Annotated in this window: 17 protein-coding genes; 5 read left to right on the plus strand and 12 right to left on the minus strand. The window is 47.0% G+C overall.

Going from position 1 to position 24982, the window contains the following annotated elements:
- Positions 1–29: 29 nt before the first annotated feature.
- From KN1_RS14750 to KN1_RS06770, 5 genes are all read right to left on the minus strand, one after another.
- The gene (locus KN1_RS14750; protein ID WP_225905809.1) at positions 30–287 is read right to left on the minus strand and encodes a hypothetical protein; all 258 of its coding nucleotides are present in this window, start codon (positions 285–287) and stop codon (positions 30–32) included.
- Between the two features lie 47 nt (positions 288–334).
- Positions 335–823 (minus strand): Lrp/AsnC family transcriptional regulator, encoded by a 489-nt coding sequence (locus KN1_RS14755; RefSeq protein ID WP_225905810.1) that lies wholly within the window; start codon positions 821–823, stop codon positions 335–337.
- A gap of 769 nt (positions 824–1592) precedes the next feature.
- Positions 1593–2426, minus strand: a complete 834-nt coding sequence (locus tag KN1_RS06760) for an SMP-30/gluconolactonase/LRE family protein (protein ID WP_221290367.1) — start codon at positions 2424–2426, stop codon at positions 1593–1595.
- Positions 2410–3567: a galactonate dehydratase gene (gene dgoD / locus KN1_RS06765; protein WP_221290368.1), complete on the minus strand. Its 1158-nt coding sequence runs from the start codon at positions 3565–3567 to the stop codon at positions 2410–2412. The genes KN1_RS06760 and dgoD overlap by 17 nt, the downstream gene beginning before the upstream one ends.
- Positions 3568–3573: 6 nt before the next feature.
- Positions 3574–5010, minus strand: a complete 1437-nt coding sequence (locus tag KN1_RS06770) for an aldehyde dehydrogenase family protein (RefSeq protein ID WP_221290375.1) — start codon at positions 5008–5010, stop codon at positions 3574–3576.
- Positions 5011–5581: 571 nt separating this feature from the next.
- Here KN1_RS06770 and KN1_RS06775 point away from each other — a divergent pair.
- Positions 5582–5986, plus strand: a complete 405-nt coding sequence (locus KN1_RS06775; RefSeq protein WP_221290376.1) for a hypothetical protein — start codon at positions 5582–5584, stop codon at positions 5984–5986.
- A 1311-nt stretch (positions 5987–7297) separates the two neighbouring features.
- Here KN1_RS06775 and KN1_RS06780 read toward each other — a convergent pair.
- From KN1_RS06780 to KN1_RS06790, 3 genes are all read right to left on the minus strand, one after another.
- A complete protein-coding gene (locus KN1_RS06780) occupies positions 7298–7714 on the minus strand; it encodes a HEPN domain-containing protein (protein WP_221290377.1) in 417 nt (138 codons plus the stop codon).
- A 2-nt stretch (positions 7715–7716) separates the two neighbouring features.
- Positions 7717–8211 (minus strand): nucleotidyltransferase domain-containing protein, encoded by a 495-nt coding sequence (locus KN1_RS06785; RefSeq protein ID WP_221290379.1) that lies wholly within the window; start codon positions 8209–8211, stop codon positions 7717–7719.
- Positions 8212–8744: 533 nt separating this feature from the next.
- On the minus strand, positions 8745–9506 hold the full coding sequence (locus tag KN1_RS06790; RefSeq protein WP_221290380.1) for a plastocyanin/azurin family copper-binding protein: 762 nt from the start codon (positions 9504–9506) through the stop codon (positions 8745–8747).
- Positions 9507–10169: 663 nt separating this feature from the next.
- Here KN1_RS06790 and KN1_RS06795 point away from each other — a divergent pair.
- From KN1_RS06795 to KN1_RS06800, 3 genes are all read left to right on the plus strand, one after another.
- Positions 10170–13241 carry a hypothetical protein gene (locus KN1_RS06795; RefSeq protein WP_221290840.1) on the plus strand — a complete coding sequence of 1024 codons (3072 nt, stop codon included), beginning with the start codon at positions 10170–10172 and terminating at the stop codon, positions 13239–13241.
- Between the two features lie 811 nt (positions 13242–14052).
- Entirely contained in the window at positions 14053–14337 is a 285-nt protein-coding gene (locus KN1_RS14760) for an MBL fold metallo-hydrolase (protein ID WP_225905811.1), read from the plus strand.
- Positions 14315–14884 carry an MBL fold metallo-hydrolase gene (locus tag KN1_RS06800; protein ID WP_225905812.1) on the plus strand — a complete coding sequence of 190 codons (570 nt, stop codon included), beginning with the start codon at positions 14315–14317 and terminating at the stop codon, positions 14882–14884. The genes KN1_RS14760 and KN1_RS06800 overlap by 23 nt, the downstream gene beginning before the upstream one ends.
- 209 nt (positions 14885–15093) lie before the next feature.
- On the opposite strand, the gene KN1_RS06805 is transcribed toward KN1_RS06800, so the two are convergent.
- Positions 15094–17022, minus strand: a complete 1929-nt coding sequence (locus KN1_RS06805; RefSeq protein ID WP_221290381.1) for a GH116 family glycosyl hydrolase — start codon at positions 17020–17022, stop codon at positions 15094–15096.
- Positions 17023–17951: 929 nt separating this feature from the next.
- Complete coding sequence (locus KN1_RS06810; protein ID WP_221290383.1) at positions 17952–19217, minus strand: spermine/spermidine synthase domain-containing protein; 1266 nt, start codon at positions 19215–19217, stop codon at positions 17952–17954.
- Positions 19218–19923: 706 nt separating this feature from the next.
- Between KN1_RS06810 and KN1_RS06815 the strand changes: the two genes are divergently transcribed.
- Entirely contained in the window at positions 19924–21276 is a 1353-nt protein-coding gene (locus tag KN1_RS06815) for a hypothetical protein (RefSeq protein WP_221290384.1), read from the plus strand.
- A 512-nt stretch (positions 21277–21788) separates the two neighbouring features.
- On the opposite strand, the gene KN1_RS06820 is transcribed toward KN1_RS06815, so the two are convergent.
- Together KN1_RS06820 and KN1_RS06825 are read right to left on the minus strand one after the other, a co-directional pair.
- The gene (locus KN1_RS06820) at positions 21789–22880 is read right to left on the minus strand and encodes an MFS transporter (RefSeq protein ID WP_221290386.1); all 1092 of its coding nucleotides are present in this window, start codon (positions 22878–22880) and stop codon (positions 21789–21791) included.
- A gap of 440 nt (positions 22881–23320) precedes the next feature.
- Positions 23321–24544: an NAD(P)/FAD-dependent oxidoreductase gene (locus KN1_RS06825; RefSeq protein WP_221290388.1), complete on the minus strand. Its 1224-nt coding sequence runs from the start codon at positions 24542–24544 to the stop codon at positions 23321–23323.
- Between the last annotated feature and the right edge of the window lie 438 nt (positions 24545–24982).

The following is a 24982-nucleotide window of genomic DNA, read 5'->3' on the forward strand; positions in this document are numbered from 1 at the left end:
GCGTAGTATATATGATAAGGGCTTACTACTCACTGCTTAGAAAAAGCATTTATACCCCTGACTGAGTAGTTGTACACCAACATGACCTGGGCATACGGGTCGACACTTCTCACCAAGCCGACTGTCTTTTTAGACTCCCTGATACCGCCGGTGAAGCGTATTTCAACACCTTCACTCCCCCCGTTATCTATGGTGATTACCGAACAGTTGAGGGTAAGGCGTTTAATTTCCTCCAGTCTATTGGTGAATATGCCTAAAAGTATTACGTCTGCTTTTACGAGGTCCACCTCCGGAATGACCCTGGCTATCCCGTTTAATTTCAGCAGTGTCCGTCTTATTTTTTCTGGCTTGTAGTTTTTAGTTTTAAAGCGATTTCCCCTACGTCAGCCCCGGGGTACTCCGACAGGAAAGACAAGAGTCTTGCTACGTTTTTCTTAGCGGCGATGAGTCCCTGAGTAGGGGCATATTTCATCACGGGTGGCCCTAACGCCAACGAAAAGTCCCTGACCAGTGCGTCTAACCCGGACGAGCTCTCGGCCTCTACCCCATAGACGTTGAAGTTTTCCAGACACCTAAACTTTATGAATATCCTGTCGTCTTCTATGTCCCTTAAGTTCTGGAACGCGAGGTACATAAAATACTTCCCGTACGCGTTTGGGTTCACAAATAGTTTGAAACCCCTTATTACCCCTTCTTCGATTAACCTCCTGAACCTAACGTTAATACTAGGTGAAGAAATATTAAGCAACTTAGCTAACTTGTTCTGGGAAACCCTACCGTCTTTGAGCAAATAGAAAATTATCCCCTTGTCAATGTCGTCCATAACTGTTAGACTGTGACAGACGATGAATCTTTTTCCCCATGTCTTGTCGTAATCACACCGAGGAGAGGTAAGTGAAGGTAAGGGCGGGTCTGATGTCTTACTGGTGGCACTCCCGTAAAGTCATTCTCAGTTGTACCTTCAAGGTCTATGTCATTATATGCTGAGGGCCTCATTTATTATGGTGTTATTGCCTTTTACACGTTTACCGGGATATCGACTTGTTCATCACGTATAGTATTTATTCATCGTGGTGGTGAGTGTATTATCCTAAATACTTACGTGAATACTTATACACAACTTTACGTTAAATAATCAAAAACTCCTAATTTCCGGTCGTGAAGTACGTAATAGCACACACGCAATCGGTAAAAACATACCATACGTAAGGGTTTTTACGTAAAACGCTACACTATCACCACCACTAGTTATTCCGCTTTTTCTCTGACCTTCTTCGGCGCGTTTATCCTGTACCTCTGTTCGCCGTACTTTTCCCTAACCCGCTGATGCTCTCACTCCTCTGAAAACTATCTGTTCCGGACGACATTTAGTAATTACAAAGTTCATAAGTTTCGTAGTTACCGGTCACTCAGAGAGTACCGCCGTGAACTCCGTAAGCGGTCGCGAGGGGGAGAAAGGCACTCAATGAAACTCACCGTGTCCTTGAAGGGAGTTAGTCACGTAGACTGCACTGGGAGGGAGGAGGAGTGATGAGGCTAAGTAACTAGTAGTCACGTAAAAGGTTACTAGTTACAATGAAAGCCGAACCCTGTTACAGCCTCCCTATATTGGTCGCCAGTCCCTTCACTCGGGTTTTCTCCTTAAATACCATCCCGCTTAACGGTTCCCCGTCCTTCTTTGCCGTGGTTATGTAAAGGGTGTCCAGCTCAGGCCCCCCAAAAGTGACAGATGACACATAAGTCACGGGGAGCCTGACCTCTAGTACTTTCCTTCCTTGAGGGGACCACCTACTCACTTTACCCCCTCCCCAATGGGCCATCCACAGAAAGCCCTCCTCATCCACCGCCATCCCGTCAGGGTTACCGACGTCGTTTGAAAAACTTATTAATTCCCTCCTGTTCCACACTTTCCCCCTCTTTAAGTCGAAGTCAAAGGCGTAGACTTTCCTGGCGGGGCTGTCTATTAGGTACATCAACCGGTCATCGGGGTCCCAACCCAGGCCGTTAGAGACCGTTAAGCCCTCTACCATTTTCTCGACCCCTTTTCCGTCGAACTTGTAGAGGCTTCCCGTGGGGGCTGACTTCTCCATGTTCATCGTCCCTGCCCAATACCTCCCCACCTTATCGCATTTCCCGTCGTTAAAACGGTTTTTCTCCAGTTCTGCCTCTACCTCGACCAACTCCTTAAACGTCTTCCCCTCGAGGTCAACTAAATAGATCCCGTGCCTTACGGTCGCGTAGGCCCTCCTCCCGTCAATGACACAGAGCGAGGAGACAAGGTCGGGGGCCTCGACTATCAGTTCATCCCCGCTCTGGAGGTCCTTCCTTATGACCCTTTTACCTTCGATGTCCACCCAGAAGAGCCTCCCCTCAAAATAGACCGGGCCCTCCGCTAAAATAGCCCTATACTTACTTACTACCTCCATCGTTCACGTCCCCAAAGTACTTGTAGTCACTGCTGAAGTACTCTAGATGCAACTTCTTGTAGGGGAACTTCTCTAAGGCCTCTTGGTTTACCTCAACGCCCAAGCCGGGTTTATTTGTAGCGTATATGTACGAGTCCTTCACCTTAAAGTACTCTTTTATTATCGACTTCCTCACGCTCTGTGCGTCGACCCAGAACTCCATTATCAACGGGTTATTGATGTTGAGCATCAAGTTGAGCGTAGCAGCAGTGGCAATGGGGCCGTTGGGGTTATGCGGGGCTACTGTGGTGTAATAGGTCTCAGCCATAGAGGCTATTTCCCTGAAAGCCCAGACTCCGCCAACATGGCACACGTCGGGCTGGATGATGTCCGCGGCCCTCTCTTCGAGGAACTCGCGGTACCTGAACTTCGTGACTATCCTCTCCCCACTGGCGATAGGGACTGGGGACCTCTCCTTGACGTACCTGAGGGCTTTTATGTCTTCCTCCGGGACGGGCTCCTCTAACCAGAAGGGCTCGTACCTCGCGATCTCGTTGGCCACCTTTACAGCCGAGGAGACGTTAAACCTCCCGTGGGCGTCCAACATCACGTCTACCCCGTAACCTACTGAGTCCCTTATCGCCTTAAGCCTCGCCTTGGCCCTCTCCAGCTCCTCCACGCTTATCTGTGGCCCTGAACCCCCGAAAGGGTCGATTTTTACAGCCGTGAAACCGGACTCCACAGTCTCCCTCACCGCCCTGGCGAACTCTTCCGGACTCCTATCTCCCGATATAAACCCGTTAGCGTAGACCCTCACCTTGTCCCTGACCTTACCCCCTAAGAGCTCGTAGACGGGCCTGTTGAGGCTCTTCCCCATAATGTCCCATAGGGCTTGTTCTACGGCACTTATAGCTGACATGAGTATAGGCCCTCCCCTCCAGAAGAAGTGCCTGTACAAGAAATTAGACACCTCCTGGACGTTCACTTCCCTGCCTATCAGGAAGGGCTTAAAGTCGTTGACCGCTGCTTCGACAGTTTTCTCAAAGTCCCCCATAGTCCCCTCCCCGTAACCCGTTACCCCCTCGTCGGTGTCTACCCTGACTATTACGAAGTTCCTCCAGACCGCGTTGACCAAGTATACTCTGACGTCTTTAATCCTCAAAGCCTTTCACCTCGAATACACCACCAGTTTCGTCTCCGTCATTTCCAGCATAGTGTTTATGACGCTTTCCCTCCCTATACCGCTTTTCAGTACCCCTCCGAAAGGTAGGTTGTCCCACCTTAGCCTCGTGGTGTCGTTTATGACCACCGTCCCGGCCTTGAGTTTTGACGCTATCTCGTAAGCCCTTGAGAAGTCCTTCGTGAAGACCGACGCGTCAAGGCCGTATTGTGTGGAGTTGGCTACTCTTACAGCTTCCTCGTCACTACTCACGGGGACTACGGGTAAAATGGGGCCGAAGACCTCCTCCCTGAGGACTCTGGCCTTACTCTCGGGGCTTAGCCTCAACACTACCGGGGGGAAATAGTAACCTTTATCGGGGACTTTGCCCTCATATACCTCCTCCCCTCCCGCAGCTAACGCGTCGTTTAAAAACTCTTTCATCCTCGCGACTGCGTCACTCGAAATCAGAGGGGGTATGTCGACGCCTTCGTCCATAGGGTCACCTGCCCTGAACTTTTGCAACCCCGACTTTAGCTTTTCCGTGAACTCCTCCTCTACCTCCCGCCTCACTATCACCCTTTTCGTCGCGTTGCAGAACTGCCCGGCGAAGTCGAACCTGCCTACCAGTGCTGACCTCACTGCCTTGTCTATATCGGCGTCCTCCAGTACGACCATAGCGTCGCTCCCACCCAACTCCATTATTACCCTTTTCCCGTTCTTTACCGCCCTACTCGCTAGGTCGAGCCCCACTGACGCTGAACCGGTGAACGTTATCAGGGAGACCTTTTCGTTGGAGACAAACTCGTCCCCGATCATTTCTGAGTTGCCGGTAACGACGTTCAGGCTACCCGGGGGGAACTCCTTCAGGACTAGTTGGGCGAGCTTGAGCTGTGTTAGGGGTGTCAGTGACGAGGGTTTAAATACTACTGTGTTCCCCACCGCCAAAGCGGGGGCTACTTTGTGGGCGAAACTTGCCGCGGGGAAGTTAAACGGGGTTATGGCCGCCACTACCCCTAATGGCTCCCTCTTAACGAACGCTACCCTGTTCTCGTTTCCCGCCGGTAGTTCGTAGAGGTCTAGGGGTATGAATTGCCCTTCTAAGGCCCTCCTCAGCTCCGAGGCCGCGAGTTCGAATATTTGTGCAGTCCTTTCGATTTCCAGCCTGGAGCTCTTTATAGGCCTCCCCGTCTCCCTAGTCATGGTCACGGCCAGGTCATCTACATTACCCCTAATGGCCTTAGCGACTTCAGTTAAAAGCCTCGACCTTTTTGCAGGTGCGATAGCGTTGAGGCGGGGGGAGGTGTCGAGTGCTATGTCTATCGCGTTTTTCACTTCTTCCCTAGGAAGAGAAGGGACGTAGTCTATGACTTCACCCGTCGCCGGGTTCCTCACGGGTATTTTTTCACCTGAATCGACCTTTTCGTTCCCTATTATCGTAAACATGTATACAATTAAGTATTTACAAATAAAAACTTTTAATACACAGTCTGTTAGTGTATTACGTGTTTGGTAGCCGAGTCCCCGTCGTTAATTGAAATGTCCTTTAGAGGATTAGACGAGCCCTATCTATAAATGGCCAAAATACCCGTCACAAGTCATGGGGTATTAAAAGGCCTTCTCAATACTCTTAAGTCTGACGTCCAGTAATAGACCTCTCACAGCTGCAAACGCAAGCCTGTTAGAGGCGGAGCATGTGGGGCCTTTATAGGACATAGTGTAGTCGCTGAGCTGTCCCTTTTTACTGCATGAGGCATAATAAGTCCCTGTCCCGACCCGCCGCTCCGGGGAAAATGTCCCTTTCGTTCCCGGTATATATAGCTTAATAACGGCACTATGTCCTCACTGCTACCTTAGTAAGAAAGGAGTAGAAACCGAAAAATGGACATGGGCTGTCACGGTACAAAGTCGCTGGACAGCTCCGGTACGGGTGGGCAAATGTAGTGTAAAGACGTAACATATAGAATAATACTAAGCCACAGAAAAGCTTATAAGCTTTGTGGTGTATATAAATTTTGTGCTCCTTAACGAGGAGGAGAAAAAAGTAAAGTCCGTCCTCGAAAAGCTTAAAGAGATCGGCGTTAAGGCTAACGTGAGCAGTATAAAGTTTCACACGCGGAGGAAAAGGCCCACACGTTTCTATGTCACGGTAAATAAAAGCAACGTCTTAGTCTTTTCTACGTACGAATTCGTCGTGTACTCGGACATGGAAAGGTATGCGAGTTTCCTCTCCTCAAGCGTTAAGGTTAACGGGAGGACAATAGGGTTTACGGAGATAAAGATCCGTGACGGGACTAAAGAAGAGTCGCACCAGATCAACGCGTATTCGAGGATAGTCCCAGCGCCGACATTTGAGCCGTTTGACAGTAGAGATATAGTACGTATTAGGGTAGTGATGAGCAGTCCCTTTCGTAAGCCTTAACCGTGTGTAAAGCTCTTTATTAAGGGTGGTGAATTAGGATGCTTTGTGGACTAGTCCAATTTTTATCTGAGTTAACGTGGAACTTGCTTTTAAGTCAACGCCTGATTTTGAATTTAAAAAAGTTTAACGAGCTTAACATCTTAGAAAATTGAAGGATTCAACAAAGCAGAATAAGGAGTACCGCTTTTTATAATAGCCCGTCCGTGTACCCCTCTACAAGCTAGCCTATCACCTTTACGGGATATGCCTCGGGTAGAGCAGAAAGCTGAGGATTCCCCAGTGCCATTTACCGCTTTGTTTTTCGGTCACGTTTTATCGGTCTACACACACGGGTAATAAGGCGGGAAATGGTAAGGCGAGCAGTAAGCTGTAGCGACCCTTACCGCACCGCTTTTCGGGTGCCTGAAGTCTTACGTTTTCTCCCGAGCCCCTCCTTTTTAGCATTACTAGAAGGGTTGACCTTTCCTATTAAAAGTTTTAAGACGGTGCTCTAATTAAAACCTGTCCCCTGAGCAGTCGAGTACCCTAAGGGCCTCAGCGAGGTTAGTCAGCACCACTCTGACCAATTACATACAAGCGGGGAAAAACCAAGGGTAAGGGCTTTGTTTCAGGGCCCTTCAATGCACTACGAAGGGCGTAAGGGCTCTCCTGCTCGGAAAGGCCATAGCAGGGCCTCATATACGGCGATTAGGCCCCTCCTCGCACCGATGCACGATACCGCATATGGACAACGGTATATTTCGCAGTCCCTTATAGGGGGAGATGACGTCCAACCCACTGCGTGACACGACCTTAACTCGTCGTCCTTCATCGCGGCCGTCCTCTAATACCTTTGCGGCTGCAAAGGCCATGAACGTCCAGGCCCTCTTCCCTCCCACAGTAGAAACCCGACGAAGATGTGAGCTTCCGTGCAAAGACCTTACGTCGACACTTTCACTAATTAGTGCAATATTACAGCAGTTTATTCTACTTTAACGTAACTTAAAGATTTTCAACAGAATCTGCGCATCTTCTAAACGATTTTCAACAGACAGGAGGAGCCCTCTTCTATACCCCTCAGATTGATGAGCTCTCCCGTGCTAAGCTCACCTTTGCAGTGCTTAGCCCTTTTCGTACTCCACATTTTTTAATAAACCAGACGTAAACTTAAAAACTTTATCAACATTACCGCTAGTTTGGTATTACCAAGGAAAAGTAGAATAACTGCTGTCGCTTATCTGGACACTGTCAAAGCGTGATAATAGCCTACTTAAAATACGCACATCCCCAACGAGGGAGTTGCCCTTTAGTGCTCGGCTGGGCATAAACGGGTTAACTATTAACTAACTTGACCACGACCTCATGGACTCTGCACGCCATCTGTAAAGCCTTTTCGGCGTCAAACCTGGAATAAATGTCTTCTGGCGGGGTACCGGTCTCCTCGTCACCGTACATCGCCGGCTCCCTCTCCTTCCTCAAGACCCTCGAATAATAAGAAAGCTCGTCTATCAGCTCTTGGAACCACTTAGGGAATTTACCGCTTTCCCTTTTTAAGACTACTCCTACATCGTGCCATTTAGGTGGCTCCACACCCACGAACCTGAGGGACGCCTTAAGGAGTAGCTCAACGGCCTCCTGACACTGTCGTACTACATAGGGGTAATTCCCGTCATTCAGGGCCTCTTTGGCGTGTTTTATCCTCTCCTCGGCCTGCCTAACATAAGACCTGACTAAGTCTTTGTTATCCAACTTCAGTCACCGAAATCTATTACTTCCCCGAACTTGTAGTCCCTTTTCCTCCAATACCACGCTTTCTTAGACACCCAGACCCTCTCAAAGTCCAGTTCCTCCAGCTTTTTCCTCGCCTTGTCGAGTACCCCCTTAAAGAACCCGTTTACGTCATAAAGTATTACGGCGTCTTGTGTCATGTCCATATAAAGGGGCGAGAAATGTCCTGCTTCCTCCGGGGTCTTGAGGATAGGGGAGAAAGTCACGTAATAGCCGTCGTCCATAAGCCTCTCTAAGTCCCCCTCTAACATCACCTCGAACTGGTCAAACAATATGACCCTTTCCGTCACAGTTTTGGGGAGGTTTTTAATGACTATGAAGAGGTCTATATCGCTGTCCCTCCGGTAGTCACCCCTAGCTATGCTCCCGAACACGACTACAGACACCAAATCGTCGCCTAGCTTCTCCTTCATCAGGTTAACCAGCTTCTCTAGCAAACTCCTGTAAGGTTCGTCCACACCTATATTTAACCCCACACAGTAAATAAAAGCTTTAGGCTGAAAGTCAGGTTTTGTCAGGGGTCAAAGGTCAAAAACCTCATCTCCTCCTTAAAAATTTTTAGACCTTACACTAACGGTACTGTTGCCCTTTATTAACTGGGTATAGGTCTGCAGTTAGGGTTGAGAAACGTGTGGTCTGGTATTACCCTGAACAGTTACGTTAATACTCATATAGCATTTATTGAAAAATCGCGACTGCTGAGTATTACACTAAACATTTATATTAATATTTATACTTAATCTTATGTTAAAAGCTCAAGAGTCTCCAACTCTTAACCGTGAAAAATGTAATAGCTCAACCTAATTAGTAAAAACATATCGACGTAAGTTTTTACGTAAAATGCTACTCATATATCATTTTACGTCAAATATTCAATAGCTCCAAAACCCTGATCGTGAAGTTTGCAATACTACGTGTGTAATTGGTATAAACATGCCGACACATAGGCTTTGGATAAAATGCTTAGGAACTGGTTAAAGGGATCCCCATCTTACGCTACTATAATTTTCCCGTACATTCCCATTTCCGCGTGTCCTGGGTATTCACATAAATAGTAGTAGACTCCGGGTTGAGAAAACGTAACAGTAAAACTGAACTCATAAGCTTGTCCGGAGTTATAATTCGCTGGAGGTAAGAAGGGGGTCATTCCCAATACGTTCATTCTAATGTCCATCATGACGTAATACGGATAAGGAGGGGGGACGGAGGTTATGGCAATATTGTGATAATCACCCGCGTCTAGGTTTATTAATACGACGTGGACTGACGCACCGGGAGGTATTATCAACGTGGGATTTATTAACCCGTAAATCACGAAAACGTTATCTTGAGCATAAGAGGGAGGAGTATAACCGGTTAAGTTTACAGCCCTTTTATGTCCCATCGATAAGACCGTTATAGTGATATCCTTTGACGTAAATATTATACTATCATTATTAGGGAATACCTTCGCGTATGAAGGCACACTTTTCGTCGTGGATACGGCTTCAGGTATAGGTACCGTACTTTCATACATCACTTCATACCCTCCGTAATAACCCATCATATGATACATCCCTCTACTCCCCATCATCCCTCCACTCATCATCCCTCGTGAATAATAACCCATATTCTCTATTTGTTGGTTGTAATAGTTTGCTGACTCTTTTTGGTATTGCTGCGGTAGATAAACCGTGTAGTACGCATATGAAATTACTCCAGCAACTGTAACAACTAACAAGATTAATAGTATTATAATAAATGACTTCTTCATTAGTCTTTTTACTCTCCTCCATATTATTCAAGTCTACTCTAATGGTTTTCAGTTACCTCTAAAGGTGAACGGTTACTGTACTCGGTAGGCTAATGAGGGGCAAACTGAGCTTTAAAGTGCCGTCGCAAATTGAAATTTTTCCCTTGTGTCAGTATAGTTCGTGAGAAGATAATACAGTATACGAGAAACCCTTCTAGATAAACTAAATCATAAAATTGTTACCTTACACTTTTATAAGTGATATGTATTAATATTGACAAGTGTATATTTAATTGTGTATAACCTACTCTCTCGGGTCGTTCCACATATCCATTGGAATTTCTAATTGTCTTATTGAAGTGGGTTTTAACTGTTAATTATACGTCTCAAGTAAAATTATACCCGTTCAGTTAATAAAGGGCAACAGCACCATTAGCGTAAGTCCAAAAAAAAAAATGTTAGAAAAGAAGGTGGACGTTGACCTTTGACCCCTGACGAAGTATAATACTAAAAAACTGGTGTGAAGAGTAGGGGGCATGACTTAAATTAGATAGGACGTCCCACACACTTGGTTATTTGTCCACGAATTATACCAATTCCGTAGAGGATATTTCGATCTACAATGGAGACGTTACACCCCATAATATTCTAAGGTTTAAATTTTACCCCATGTTTAGTTATATAGTGGTAGAGGTCTTAAACGCCAAACAGCTCAGGAAATTATTACGTTCTCAGGATAAGGTATTCGTAGGTGGTCTACCCTTCGTCGGGAAGACCACCCTTATCACTGAAGCTTGCGGGGGGCTTTGCGGTGAGAAAGTCCAGTATATAGAACTGCCCAAGGAGTTCCACAGCGTCGACGAACTAAACGCTTGGAAGGAGAAAGTCGACAAGGTACGTAGGGGGGTAATAGAAGGCAGGAGTTACGTAATAGACCTCGTACTGGGGAAAGTGACCCCCACAGACAAACCCTCCCTGGTGTCACCGCTCAGGGGGATAGAAGGTGAAGTAGTGAAAGTGAAGGGCTTAAGAGCGATCAGGACGTTATATAAGGAGGGCATAAGGGATGACAAAGTGGTATCAAAAGTCCTGTTATATTCCACAGTGGCAATGCCAGACCACTATACGGTCATACCAAAGCTCGTGAACGAAGGGGTGGAGCTGTATAAGCAGGGCAAGTTGGACAAGGCCCTAAACGTCGTGTTAGGGCTGAAGAGGCTCTACGCCCTGCTCCTGCCAGAGGACGTGAGCGGGGAAGAAGCCATAGTCCACGCACTTGGGTCGGTACTACCAAAGGGTATAGACTTCAAGACCGCTTGGGGGGAGTTAAGCGACACGTGGAAGGAGCTGGTATATTACAGGTTGGACTGGGCACTGGGGCTCCTACCCGGTACAGCGAAGAAAGTCCTTGCTAGGAAAGAGGTCACACCTAAGGGAGAAGCGGTGTCCGTACCCCAAATAGACCCCTTCTTCGTAGACTTAGCGGAGTGGGGTAAGTCCATATACCTTAATGGAGCAGACTTGTGTATAGTAGGCCCCATAAAGTCGGCAAAGTCTACCTTAGCTGACTCTATACGTCAAATGATAGGGGAAGTAGACGTGGTCGACTACAACAACTATAACTTCTTAAGCTTAAACGAGAAGCTTACATCAGGGGAGCGGTATATCGCAGTACTCACCGAGGACTTATACTACTCCATACCTACGGTATGTATTATGATACACTCGGACAAGTATATTTCGGAATTTATAGACTATTTATACCTAAAGGAAAATAAGAGGCGTAAGAGGCCGCACGCCGACACCTTAAGGCCGGGGCCCGACTATTACTACGACCTCCACGAGCTTAAGTACGGTATGGAAGAAGACGAAATAGAAGACCAATACTTATACGAGATGGACAACTACATTAAAAACACGGTCTTCGGCGGTGACGTCAAGCTAATGGAAAACTACTTACCCCTATTTGCGTTGGGGAAAGACTACTTACCCCTGCCTGTGAAGGCGAGCGAGGCTGTGCTGAAGTACCTTAACAAAAGTGTCCACGAACCGTTCCTAAGGTGGTTTTCAGCTTTTTACTATAGGAGTGATACTATAGGGGAGGGCGTAGAAATAGACAAAAAGCAGGCAGTGCAGAGGGTGAGGGAGGAATTAATAAGGGCGGTAAAGGAGCAAGGGCTGCAGGACGACCTATTGAGGGTGTACTTTGATAATGTGTCAAAATTCGTTTACTACCCCGAGACTGGTATAGACGGTTTCGTAAAGACCGCTTACGGCAATTATTCCCCCTTGGCGGACGCAGTCCTTTACGACCCCGACATATTGGAGGAGTTTGGATGGGATTTAGGGGACAAATTAAAGGAGACCTGCGACTCACTGGGGGAGCTCTTGAAACACATTTATGAGGTCGACGAGGATAATGCATCGGAGGTGATGAAAAGTGCCCTCAACATATTTGAGCGCAGGTTGTACAATTACGCGGCGGTATATAGGGTACTGTCCTCACATGACGTCGACATAAACTGTATTAGGAATGCGTTTTATGCTATGAAGGTCTACGTATATTATCTGGAAGAGGTTGGGGTATTCGAAAAACTTGAGGAAAAGCTGTATGACGCTGTGGTCGCTACTAAGGACGAGGAATTAGTACGGGAGTACATGAAGATGGCCTTTAAGTATTACCTCAATACTAGGAGTAGCCCCCAAAAAATAGTAGACCACGTAACCAAAATAGCCGGGCTTTCAGGTGTAGCCAAGGCTGCGTGTAGCCCCGTATACGCGGTAGACATGGTGCTGAACGGTAAGGTCAAACCCGAGGGGATAAAGGACCCGGTAGAGGTCTTTGGGGCGTTGATGGGGCTCATTGAAATGGGACCCCTTATAATGGAAAAGGATAATCTGGGGTTAGCCGTAGAGTTCTATAACGTCCTCGAGGGGCTCTACCACAAGTTCACTAAGGTAGCTAAGGTGATAGACGACGAGGCTATACGTACGGTCTACGACGTGGTTTACGATGCGGAACTGCAGGACAAAAAAGAGTTCTTGGACTATATATCCGTAGTGGTGGACATGTACGGTTTCGCAGCAGGGGTTATGACCTTTTACAATTACGGTATAGAGGGAGATTTCGCCGACGCATTAGAACGAATAGACTTAATGGTCACCCCGGTGTACAGTTATATTGTTAATGAGCCCAGTCTGGATAAAGAGAGGGCGACGTGGTTATTGGAGGCCTATAAGGTAAAGCTCGCCAAAGAACTCCTCACCTCCAAGTACGGTTACAAGGCCGTACTGCAGGACATCGTGGATCTGTACTCTAAGGTCGAGGGGTTACCCGACAAGACACTGAAGGAGAGGGTGCTACTGGCATACCTCATATCCAAGTTACTGCTATACGGTGAGGTCGCGGAACCGATACCACCCCTCCGAGCGGAGGTACTATATAGAGCGGCTTTAGCCCTTACCGGGAAAGACGTAGACGGCTTCCTCAAAGAAGTAGAGGAAATACGAGTACGTGGGAGACCTGTCACGGGACTGAAGTTGTTGAGGGAACCAGAGGTGATGGACTCATTAGCACCAATACTCTTAACTTACTTCTACTTAAAAGGGGACAAAAAGGGGATAGAGAAGGTCACCAAGTACGTAAAGAAGGGGGGCTCGGGGATACCGCTGTTCATAACTAAGAAGATATTTGACGAAATCAACATCAAAGGTAACATAAATAAGTATATCGCTTCGCTGATCCTCTACGTGTGAACTCCAAGATGTGGTCACCCCCCCCCGCCCGTCGGTTATTACACTTTTATTTAAATTAGCGTCCTGCTATACTTTGTCAGGGTTCAAAGGGCAACGTCCGTCCTCTTGTTTGGCAGGTTTTTGGCCTTACGCTAATGGTGCTGTTGCCCTTTATTAACTGAACGGGTATGAATTATGGGGAGGCCGTAAGCTCCTGCAGGTAACTCTATACTCAGAATAGTGCTAGAGGGGAAGTTTATTACCGCATACAAAGGGGTATATGCGCTTTGAGTTAGAGCTACTGAGTGCGGTCATAGTGTTCGTTGTTAAGTTATAAACAGCAGTTTATTCTACTTTAACGTAACTTAAATATTTTCACTAGAGTTTGTGTATCTCCTAAACGATTTTCAACGGACAGGAGGAGCCCTCTTCTATACCCCTCAGACTGATGAGCTCTCCCGTGCTAAGCTCACCTTTTGCAGTGCTCAGCCCTTTTCGTACTCTACATTTTTTAATAAACCAGACGTAAACTTAAAAACTTTATCGATATTAACGGTGGTTTGGTATTACCAAGGAAAAGTAGAATAACTGCTGCTATAAACTAAGCGTGAAATGGGCCTCATCATAGAACTACGATGCGGATCAGGGACTTGACATGCCTTAAGTACTATGAAGAGACTTTATAGCGTAATGACACTATGTCCACTCTAGGGTCTGTTATCATAATGGGGTTTGACGTCTTGTAGAGACCGCTCTACCTCACCCCGTGAAAAAGTGGCTTTGGTTTAACTTGTTACAATATGTTTTAAACCCCTATTACCATTTACATTATATGGAAAGAGTGGGAAAACTGAAAATAACTGTCCTCAGCGATAACTTCACCTCAACGATAGTCCCTCCCTTGATCGGGGAGTGGGGTTTTTCAGCGTTTATACAAGCTGATGACGTAGGGATATTATATGATGTGGGGAACAGCGGCTTACCGCTAGTCCACAACGCCCCATACCTCGGCATAGACCTGAAGAGAGACGTAGACTATATCGTACTTTCCCACGGGCACTCCGACCACACCGGGGGGGTTAGGGAACGACAAGTTGAGGGAGCTCTTAAGGGGTAAGGTGGTAATAGCTCACCCAGATATCTTCGAGAAGAAGTTCCTTAACTGGCGGGGGAGGATCGAGTATATAGGGCTCCCCCTGAGCAGGGAAGAGATGGAGAGTGACTTCAAGCTCGTCCTGACCAGAGAACCAATCGAGTTCACAAAAGGAGTGGTATTCGCGGGGGAGGTAAAGGGTTACGGTTTTCCGAGGTATAATAAAGGGCTACTGAAGGCAAAAGACGACAAGGTAGTGGATGACGAACTCTTAGATGACGCACCGCTCTATATTAATACGGATAAAGGGCTGGTAATAGTAACAGGGTGCGGGCACTCCGGGGTACTCAACATAGTCCGCCACTCAAAGGAGGTCACTAAAGAGGAGAAAATCCACGCTATAATAGGGGGGTTACACCTACTTTCCTCCCCGAAGGAGCACGTAGCCCAAGTCCTTAAAGAACTGGAGGGCGTCGCAGATAAAATCGGCCCTGCACACTGTAGCGGTTTTCAGGTAAGGTTAAGCGAGAAGTATATAGACGCAGGAGTAGGCAGGGTATTTGAAGTGTGAGCGGATAATAATGGCGTTTTACGTAAAATCCCCCCACGTGTGATTTTTACCAGCGTGTGAATTACGTTTACGGCTAAAAGCTAAGGCACTGGTAGTTTAACATAAGGCCCTAGTAAAGTATTCAAGTAAATGTTCAGGTAGTGGTGGGGGGGGGGGAGTTGGGGAGAGTTAATATACCCTGTTGTCGCTCCTAATAATTCTGGACGTGGCTACTTTTTAAAGACCAGCCCCCACAGAGCAGGGCTACCTATGTAATGGTCTAGATAGACGTCTGGGAACCCGGTGAATACGTTGAGACGTGAAGGTTGGTTCCACACCATCCCCCTTTCTACTAACGCCTCCCACTCCAGTTCAATAATTTCCCGCCATTCCTCCATCCCCAGCCAGAGGGCTAAGGAGCCTACCGCAAACACGAGTCTTACCCAAGAGGAGACGGTCTGTGGGGAGTAATTAAAGGGAGAGCCGTCTTGGTTAACCGTATTGGGGACACAACAGGTCTTAGACCTCTTTATCCTCTCATAGGCTTCCCTTAACGCCCTCTTCACTTTTTCCTTATCGTAAGGTAAGTCCAAGAGTTCAGCCCACCAGAAGGCGATAAATTGACCTAGAAACAGTGTGTCAGTTGCAGGCTCGTCCCACGCGGTGTAAAATTTCCCGTTCCACCTGAGCTCTTGCAGCGCTTTTTCGGCCAACTCCTCGGCCTTTCTCTCCGTGTCGGGGTCGTTTACAACTTCGGCGATCTTCTCCATGGCTACTGACGCGACATAAGTGAGTGATGTAATATAGGAGTCGTAGCCTCTCACAGAAGTAGCGTCAAATGCGTCATCTCCACTACCTTCTTTACCCGGTACTCCGCCGTTGAACCACGAAAAGGCTCTGAGTATTGATGGGTAAAACTCCTTTATGGCCTCGACGTCTCCCATAAGCTTGTAGTACCTATACGCCATTAAGATCAGGGTCGCGTTGGTGTCCTTCCATTCGGGAGGTGCTGTGGTCCCGTCTGTAGGTGCGTCAAATCCCAGGTACCCTAAGTCGTGGGGGACGTACCCGTCTTCTCTGACCGACTTTAAAAACATCTCTATTACTTTCCTTTCAAGTCCGGGGTAAAGGTAGAGTATAGGGAGGGAAGAGGCCTCATAAGTCAGGCCCCCTATGGTGTTCACCAATGGTAGGGCTTCAGGTGCCTCTAACACCCCGAACTTACCGTCATCGGTGAGCCAAGTTGAGGTAGAGAGTATATAAGCTGAGTTGACGACCGCTTCGCCGAAAGGCTGGTCTGTAAACCTCAAGCTCTTGGCAAAAAATAGGTCAAAGTTATCGAGGAAATACTCCGCGACTTCTTTTGAGTCTTTAAAGAAGTTAGAGTAATAGTGTTTATAAGGGAAGTGGTGGGTGGGGGTGTTGAAGTACCAACTCAGGACGCACGTGGCTTCGTCCTCTGAGACTACCATGCCCGCAAAGTCCTCCCACATACCCCTGGCTTCACCGTCCGTGGGGGTTAAAGACCCGTCTATTAGTTTTAGCCACGGGTCGGGGGACTCGTATAGTTCCTTTACCCACCCTTTTTCCAAAACTTCACGAGGGGAGAGGTTAATGTTGTACTGGTGTATTACTTTACCGGACTTACAGATGAACGTCATATCACCTTTTGCAGGGTCGTACTTGTTAGCCTTAGTGTTGACCATTTTAAAACCGTTTTTTAACGGCTCGTTTTTCCTGCCTACCGAAAAACTACCGACGAGGTTTGCCACGGATATGGCTATCTTCCCCTTAGCCTTTACCGTCAGCCCGAAGGCCGGCAAAGACGAGTCCTTTAGGTCTCCCTTTATAATAGGCGTAAACGCCGTAAGGGTCGTGCCCCTCCCGGTTATCTTGACGAAAGGGTATTCGCCTTCATAAGTCAGTGTCGTCCCTCTGTCCTCCATCCCTTTGACCATTACGTCATCCTCAAGGAAATAGTAGTCGTCTCCTATGACGAAGACGTGAAAACCCCTCATACCGGTTACGGGTTTCTGCCAGTTATTGAAAATTGTCAGGTTTACCATTTTACCTTTGTTGTTGAGTTCTACCTTTCCGGCACCGATACCGCCCAAAGGGACGCCGTAGTCCAGGACTTGTTTTGAGTTGTACTTGACCATAAGTTAAAGACTGCAACTGGATATATAGTCGTTTTGACTGTGTAGCCCTCCTCGTGATGGGTGAGCGATTTGGGATTTGTGAAGGCGTGTGCTTACTTACCCGTCACTGTACCCCTTTTACCCTAATGTGATTTACACTTGCCCAGTAAGTTATACCCGGTAGGTTAATAAAGGGCAACGGTACCGTTAATGTAGGGAAAAAAAATTCGCTAAGCAAGGGAATCGACTTTACCCTTTATTAACTGATAGAGAATAATAAAGGGCCACGTTATCGTCAGCTCGAGGTGGTTACGGGCGAGAGTGTAGGGACTTGACCTTATTATCAGCGGCACTCCTCTATATTAGGGGACTAAGGTATAAGGCCCTCCCTCTCTCTCACTTAGTAATTTTTTAAGACATACACTAATAACTATACTACCCTTTATTGACTGACCGGGTATAAACGCTTAAAACCCGGTGCTCGATAGTGAGTTATCTGACTTCCTCACCGCCCCTAAGGGCGAAGCTTTCGGCCTCTTGTGATATCAAGGGCTTAGCTAGTAAGGCTTGTGGGCATAGGTTTTAGGTAAAACGGTATAAGAGGCCGGAGAGTCCCAGTGTGTGTCACGGTGGTCTTACAAGGGGTAAGCTTACCCTCTGAGAAACTAAACCCGGTCGGTCGGAGGCTTATACGCTCCCCGAGAGTTGGGTTTGTAAATATACGGCTGGGTCAAGACCCTGAACAAAGACTTCGTTACTTATACGTCCCCCGAAAGTTGTTGGGTTTGTAAACCCCCGACGGGGTACATACAGACCTCTAAGGGCGTTATTACCGTCTTGACCGGGCAAAACACAAAGGCCTTAGGTCCCTCCGCTAAAAGGAGATCAGGGTTTCAGCACCCCCTTTACTTGTGGGGCCAAACGGGTTACAGCCTGAAAAAAGAGGTGGGTCAGAGTTTGAACACTTCCTTTATAGCCTTGTATACCTCTTTGTGCTCGTCCGGTATGAGGAATATATCGTTAATTTCCGTATACCTTACCTTCTTGGCCGAAAATAGGCCTAACAATATAAAGATGACGGCGGGTAACGACGCTATCCCTATGAGCTCCGTCAGGGGCACGTCAACACCCGACGCGTCGATTGAGAGGAATAAGGTGTAATAAGTGAGTGCTGCTAACGCGACTATTACACGGGTGACGCGCGTACTCTTCCTCTCGACTACCGATTTGACTTTATTGGGCACGACCACCCTGGCCTTCCCGATCTCTTTTTCACCTATTATTACCCTTTTGTTGGTAACCCCTACAGTATAGGACGGGAGGTTAAACGCTTTTATTAACTTCTCTCCGTCCTCGAGCTCTACCCCTGAAAAGTACTTGAGGGAAATGGGGTCGCTTTCGCTTACGGCCCTCAGAGTGTTCACCGGCGTGACTCCCTGAGTTACCAAGTAGAGGAAGTCCCCGTTAATGGACTTTACCCCCTCGGGCAGGTTTACATACCCTACCATCAGTGGGGACGTGGAAGCCATGACGAAACCCCACTCCCCGTTAAAGCTGGGGACGTTAACGTAATACCCCTTAGCGTACGGGAACACCCTGGACACGGTGTAATATACTCTTTGGAACTCCTCAGAACCGTATTTCCCCGCGTTGGTCACCATGACCTTGTTAAGCCTGGACTTCACCAGCTGGTAGAAGGACTCCGTGAACAGCCCTCCCGAGCTAACGTCCCCGCCCGGGTCGGTCGAGTCGATTATGATCACGTCAAATTTAATGTCTCTTTTTTCCAAGAACTCCTTCCCGTCCCCTATGACGACCTCTACTCTGGGGTCGAGGAACGCGTCGTTATTGAGCTCCCTCAGTTTTCCCATACCCAGCTTGACAACGCAGGGGTCGATGTCCACTAAATACACTTTCTTTACACTCTTCCATTTCAGCACTTCCCTGAGCGCGAGGCCGTCCCCACCCCCTATGATGAGCACGGTCTCCGGGTCTTTGGCTACGGCCATTGCAGGGTGCACTAAGGCCTCGTGGTAGATGTATTCGTCTTTTTCTGTAAACTGGACGTTCCCGTCTATTACCAGTGTCAAGCCGTAGTCGGTGCGTAAGAGTTTTACCTGAAAGTGGTAACACGTGTCCTTCTTTTCTTCCTCTTCTTCTGTAGCTTCTTCGCTTCCCCTGTACCTTATATGGGGAGGGGGTAGCAGTACTCCCATAGCTTAACTCTCTCGTGTTGAATTTATTAACTTTTCCATAACTTTTTGGGCTTAAGCTGGAGACATCAGTCCTGCGATCCCATGCGACCTCTTCTCCCTACACATCACCCTTAACAACGTGTCCAAAAGCAGGCCTTTAAGGCGTTTTTAAATAAATTCTTCATAAAATTTTGCCCTCAACACTCAAAGTGTTTTTACTAAATATGAATTACGAGTGAAAGGGAATCCTTTATCAGAGCGACGTTGTAAGGAAAAAGACCTTAACACGCCTCGAGTACCGTAAAGGTACTTTGTAGCTCGGTGAGGATACTATGTCCGCTCTCGTACTCATTATGACAAATCACTATAATTCACTTAGCCGTACATGTCTCTACTATAATTTGGAATACTCTCTGTCAAATTCATATAATCCTATGTACACAAATAACCAGATACTGGCTAAACTATTTAGTCAGTTAGAGTTACATCTTCCCCCGTTATCCCCCGCAAGCATTTTAGTATTAATCTTATCCACGTGTAATTAACAGTTAAAATACCACTTCAATAACACAAACTGAAATTGTAACGTGGCCATGAATGACCCATTTACCTCGACCTTATATCATACCTAGACGTGTACTGTTCCCCTTAATAACGGGGTAACGTGAATGCTCCTTATGGGCTGTTTTTCGATAAGTTTTAAAAGCCCTCATTACACTATGAAGCAGTGGATAAAGGGTTTCTGAGTGTTGCCTTACCCCTACTCTTAATCCTTCCCCTAGTTTCATTGCTTACTTATTCTCAAATTAACATATACGTAGGGGTCGGTTCAAGTGATTACGGGTATGAGTTCCCCATAATGCAGATAAGCGGGATAAACTCCACTATCACTTATTACTGCGTTAACGTCACTTCACAGATACCTTCGACCCAACAGAACGTGTGTCTGTCTATCAATAACACACAAGTGTTCGTACAGAACGTCCTTTGGTACTACGGGAGTCACACCTACCCTGAGTGGGGCATAAGCCTTTACTACAACGGGAGTTACCACACTTACGATACACAGCCCGTAATGACGGGGGAGTCCTATACCCTGACCACTTTGTGGCACTATAACGGGAGCGGGGTAGTGGTCACTTTTTACCTGTCCAACGGGACCGATACGCTTAACGTCTCGCGTTACCTACCGGGTGTATATAAGGGCCTCGCGGTTAGCTTACCCGGGACGGTAATAGTAGGGTACGGTGACAGTAGTATCGCTTGCTTCGCCCCGGGCTTTAACGTGTCGGTCTCCACTACCGTCGAGGTAGACGACAAGTGGTACGTCCCGCCAGCGATTTTCAGCGGTTTCCCTAACACCGGTGAGAGCGCCGTCCACGGGAGGGCGTATTTGGGGAGCGGGAACAGGGTTTTCGTGGTCTATAACAAGACACACGAGGGCTTATACGAACCACAGATACTGGCATTACCGAGCGTCATCATAACCGGTAATAAGGTGGTGGTGTTCCCGTTTAACAGCCTATGGGTGGTCAGGTACCCTAACGGGACTTCTTCATACTTCGTCAACGAGACACGGTATGTTGGCGGGGCTGAAGTATGCCCTTACGGTAATATCTCCCTACCTTTCCAAGACCGTCTGCCCAATGTGACGCACTTTAGGCTGGAAAAACTCTATTACGTCAACTCTAACGTCCCCGTATACGGTAGCGAGTCCTTTTATGTCCCGCAGGAGGAGTACGTATTCGCTCTGGTAGACGGGTCTTACGAACCCGTCCTGATCGACGGGAATACTACGATAGACTTGAGCACCACTGAACAGGCTACTAAAGTGACGTTTACCACTACTTCCACTGTTACGTCTACTGTAACGGATTACGTGACCACTACTGTAGCACGGACGACTGTTACGTCTTACGTGACCGTCCACGTAATCACTTCGATAATTACGAGCATAACCCAACCATCCCCCTCAAAGAAGCTCTATGAAGGTGCAATAGCCGTGATAGTCACTGAATTAATTATTTTCCTGCTGTTCAGGGGGTGGAGAGTAAATAGGAGGAAGAGGTATCCGTCTTAATGTACCGAGTGGTGAGTAAGGTCAACAACACTGTTTATAAAGGGTAAAAGTGCCTAGCTAACATGAGTTAAAAATGAGTTAAACTGTCTCTTAACCCTTGTGAATAAGTCCTGGCCCCACGCAGAGCTGAATTTCCCGACCCTATGAGAGCTTAATGAGCTCGATGTGGGGTTTAAGCCTTACTCTATTTGTAACAAACCATAGTTAATTTTTTTACAAAAGAATATTTATATATGAGAAAATCCAGATTTGTTTTTATGTGTTATGAGAAGTACGAGAAGAGTATGATAAAGCAGAGGAGCACAGTAAGGAAGAGAGTCGTTGTTACAGCCCCGTCAAGTAAATAAGCAGGTTACCTCATTTTTTCTTTTTGCGTTAAGCCAAGTTTTTTTATCCTACATTTGCCTTAATATCACCCTTATCGGGTGTAGTCGCTGTCCGGTAGGCCCACGGTATTAGGTTAAACAAGCGTTTAGGCGTTCCAAAGCGATTCTTAGAGGGGTGAAATAGGCTCATTTAACAGGTCGGAGTAGGCCCATACTCGCCGTACTTACCGCAGAAGTGGCGATTAGAGCTATTGCTAGGGAGACTTTCAGGGGAAAAGGCAATAACGTTATCAGGAAAGTCCCGAAACCTCCCCCTATAACCCTCCCTACCAACAGTGCAAAGTTGCTCCCCGTACCTCTTACTTCCGCGGGGTATAGCTCACTTAACCAGACACCGAAGAAGGCGAAGAAAGCCGATGAAAAATAGACGGCTAAGGCAAATAAGTCCGATATGAGGAAGAGGAACGAAGACACTACGGCTAACACGCCGAAGAGGACTGCGGAAAACTTCCTGCCCTTAACGTCAGAAATAAAGCCGGAAAGGGCAAAGGACAGCGTAGCTATCACGTCTCCTACAGCTACTAACGTGTCGTCCCTGAGGATGGTGGGCATAAGCTCAAACGCGGGGATTATGAACAGGAAAGAGGTCAGAGAGGCTATTGAACTCACCACAGTTAACACTATCATCCTACTCGAAAATATATCTGACAGTTTACTCTTGTTACCGTACTTCACCCGCTCTTCCGGAATAAACGGGTAAAAGACAAAGGAGAGTAAAGAGGCTAACCCGGCGATAAGGAATATGAGCAGGAAGTCACCCCCTACCAGCGTCGCGGTTATAGCGCCCAACAGTGCCCCTAAAGCGTAGAAGCCCTGCATCACCCCTCCCAGAAAACCGCGTAAATTAGAGAGCCTGAGCTCCGCTACTATCACGTAACTTATACCGTTTTCACCGTTTACGCCGAGCCCGATAACAAACCACAGTATATAAAGTTCTAATAGGTTGTGTACAAAGTAGACCAATATCTCAGGGAGTGCGAAGAGGAAGAAGGAGATTAGTAAGCTCTTTTTCCTCCCTATTATATCTGCGAGCCTACCGAATAAAAAGCCACCTATGCCCCCGCCTATCCACGACAGAGTTATCGCGAAGACCACGTTAGAGATACTTGTGGACAGGTAGTGCGCGAGTTGCGGGACTACAAAGGAAATGGTATACATCGCATAAGCTGAAAGTAAAAAGGGTATGAGGACTGAAATCGAGGAAAGAGACCTCGACATGATCTAACAAATAACTTATTTATTAAAAAGTTTGATTTCGAACAATATCTACCCGCGGTTATATTAGAGAAAATAGAATAAAAAAAGAGAAAGACATAACACGCGGTGACTTTAACGCCTTGACACGTTTCAGGTAGGTAAGACTGGTACCATTAGCCTTACGCCCGGACGGAGAGAGTAAATACACCGGTCACCAGCGGGGCAAGTACACATCTACTACATGTTGAGAGTGAGCAAAAGTAAAATAAAAAAAACACCTACGAGGCTGTAGCGTGGTTTTGCAACGCGATAGTTATACCTGACGGGGGGCTAAACCTCTTAGGAGGTGACATACGCTGACACCCCTATAAACTCGGGTCTCTAACCGTGGGAGAGACCCACACCTACCTTCAAAATATACCGCAAGTCTAGCCGGTCATAAAAGGCTTAGGTAACTCCGCCTACTCTTTTATTAGCCCCTTTAGGTCGTAACCCTCGTCTGTAAGTTTGTCCTTCATCCCCGATATCTCTACTTTCTTCTCGATCAGCTTGTTCAGGACCTCAAGCTCGCTGAAGTCCCTGTTTACCGCCAAGTACCCCTTCACCGTGCCGCCTTTAAGGTATATTACGTTAAATGACGGGTTATCTAGGTTGAACTTCCCCCTTATTACATATTCGTCGTAGCCTGCCGTGTCCCCTGCCGACTCTATATGGAGGTCAAATATGTCAGACCAGACTGACGAAACGAAGTTATATACCTCGTTTTTGCCCGCCATATTCCTAGCAGCTAACTTACCGGTATAGTCGGCGTTATTCCAGTGCTCGATCCTCTTCCTCCTTCCCTCAACCGGGTCGTAAATGTTAGCCACGTCTCCTGCAGCATATACACCACCCATGCTAGTCTCCAGCCTCTCGTCCACTACTATACCGTTATTCACGCTAATACCGCTCTTTTGTGCTAACTCTACATTAGGTACTATCCCCACGGCAATAAGTACTATATCTGCTCCGAGCCTTTTACCGCTGTTAGTGAGGACATTAGAAACCCTGCCTTCACCTTGTATTTCCTTAACCCCTTCATTGAGGAGGAACTCCACCCCTTTCTTCTCGAAGTACTGTTGTATAAACTTAGAGACCTTTTCGTCCACAAACGTGTTCCAAATATAAGGTTTTACCTCAATTACCCTAGCCTTCACTCCCAACATAGTCAGGCTGGAGGCTACTTCCATCCCTATGAACCCCCCGCCTATGATTACCGCCTCCTTCCCTTTCGATATTTCAGCCTTAATTGAGTCGCAGTCGTCGAGGGTCCTCAGGTAATGGACGCCTTTAAGGCCTTCTCCGGGGAGCCCTAACTTCCTCGGCCTACCTCCGGTAGCTATTAGAGCCTTGTCGAACCTTACCGCAGTCCCGTCATCGAGGACCGCCTCGTTTTTCCCTATACTCTCTACGCTTTTCCCCAGAACTACCTTGAGGTTTTCCCTCTTGTAGAAGCTTTCGCTTTCAAAGAACAGTTTATCACGTCCCATTTCTCCCCTTAAGTAATACTTTGACAGTGGGGGCCTATCATATGGGTAGTACTTGTCGTTAGACACTAATGTTATTTTAGAATTAGGGTCGACGTTAATGAGCTCCTTTAACGCGTTATAGCCCGCTATTCCGCTACCTATAATCAGGTATTCCATAGATAAATTCCGAAAAGACAAAATATAAAGGTGTGTTAGGATCTCGGCGTTAGAGACGTGATGACTTGGAGGTCGTCCACAGACCTATTACAATTTGTCTTATTGAGTTATTTATTAACAGTTAATTACACACGGGTAAAGTTAGTGCTGAAAAGCTTGAAGGGGTGTTAGCGGGTGGAGAGGGGGGATGAGGAGGGTAACTTCGATTAATAGGAGCTTAGCAAGTATTGGTTATCTATACATGGATTATACTAATCCTAAGGGAGTTATTCCAAATTTACAATAGGGAGCTGAGCATCAATAACCCAGCCTGAGCCCAGCCCGAGCTATTTAGCACTCCTTGAGGTGCCCGCTGAGGTACCTAACAGTACCCAAGAAATATATACGGTTGAAAATATATATTAAAAATTGTAAAAATTAAAAAAGAGTTGATATAAT

Source organism: Stygiolobus caldivivus (genome assembly GCF_019704315.1).
GTDB classification, from domain to species: Archaea; Thermoproteota; Thermoprotei_A; order Sulfolobales; family Sulfolobaceae; genus Stygiolobus; species Stygiolobus caldivivus.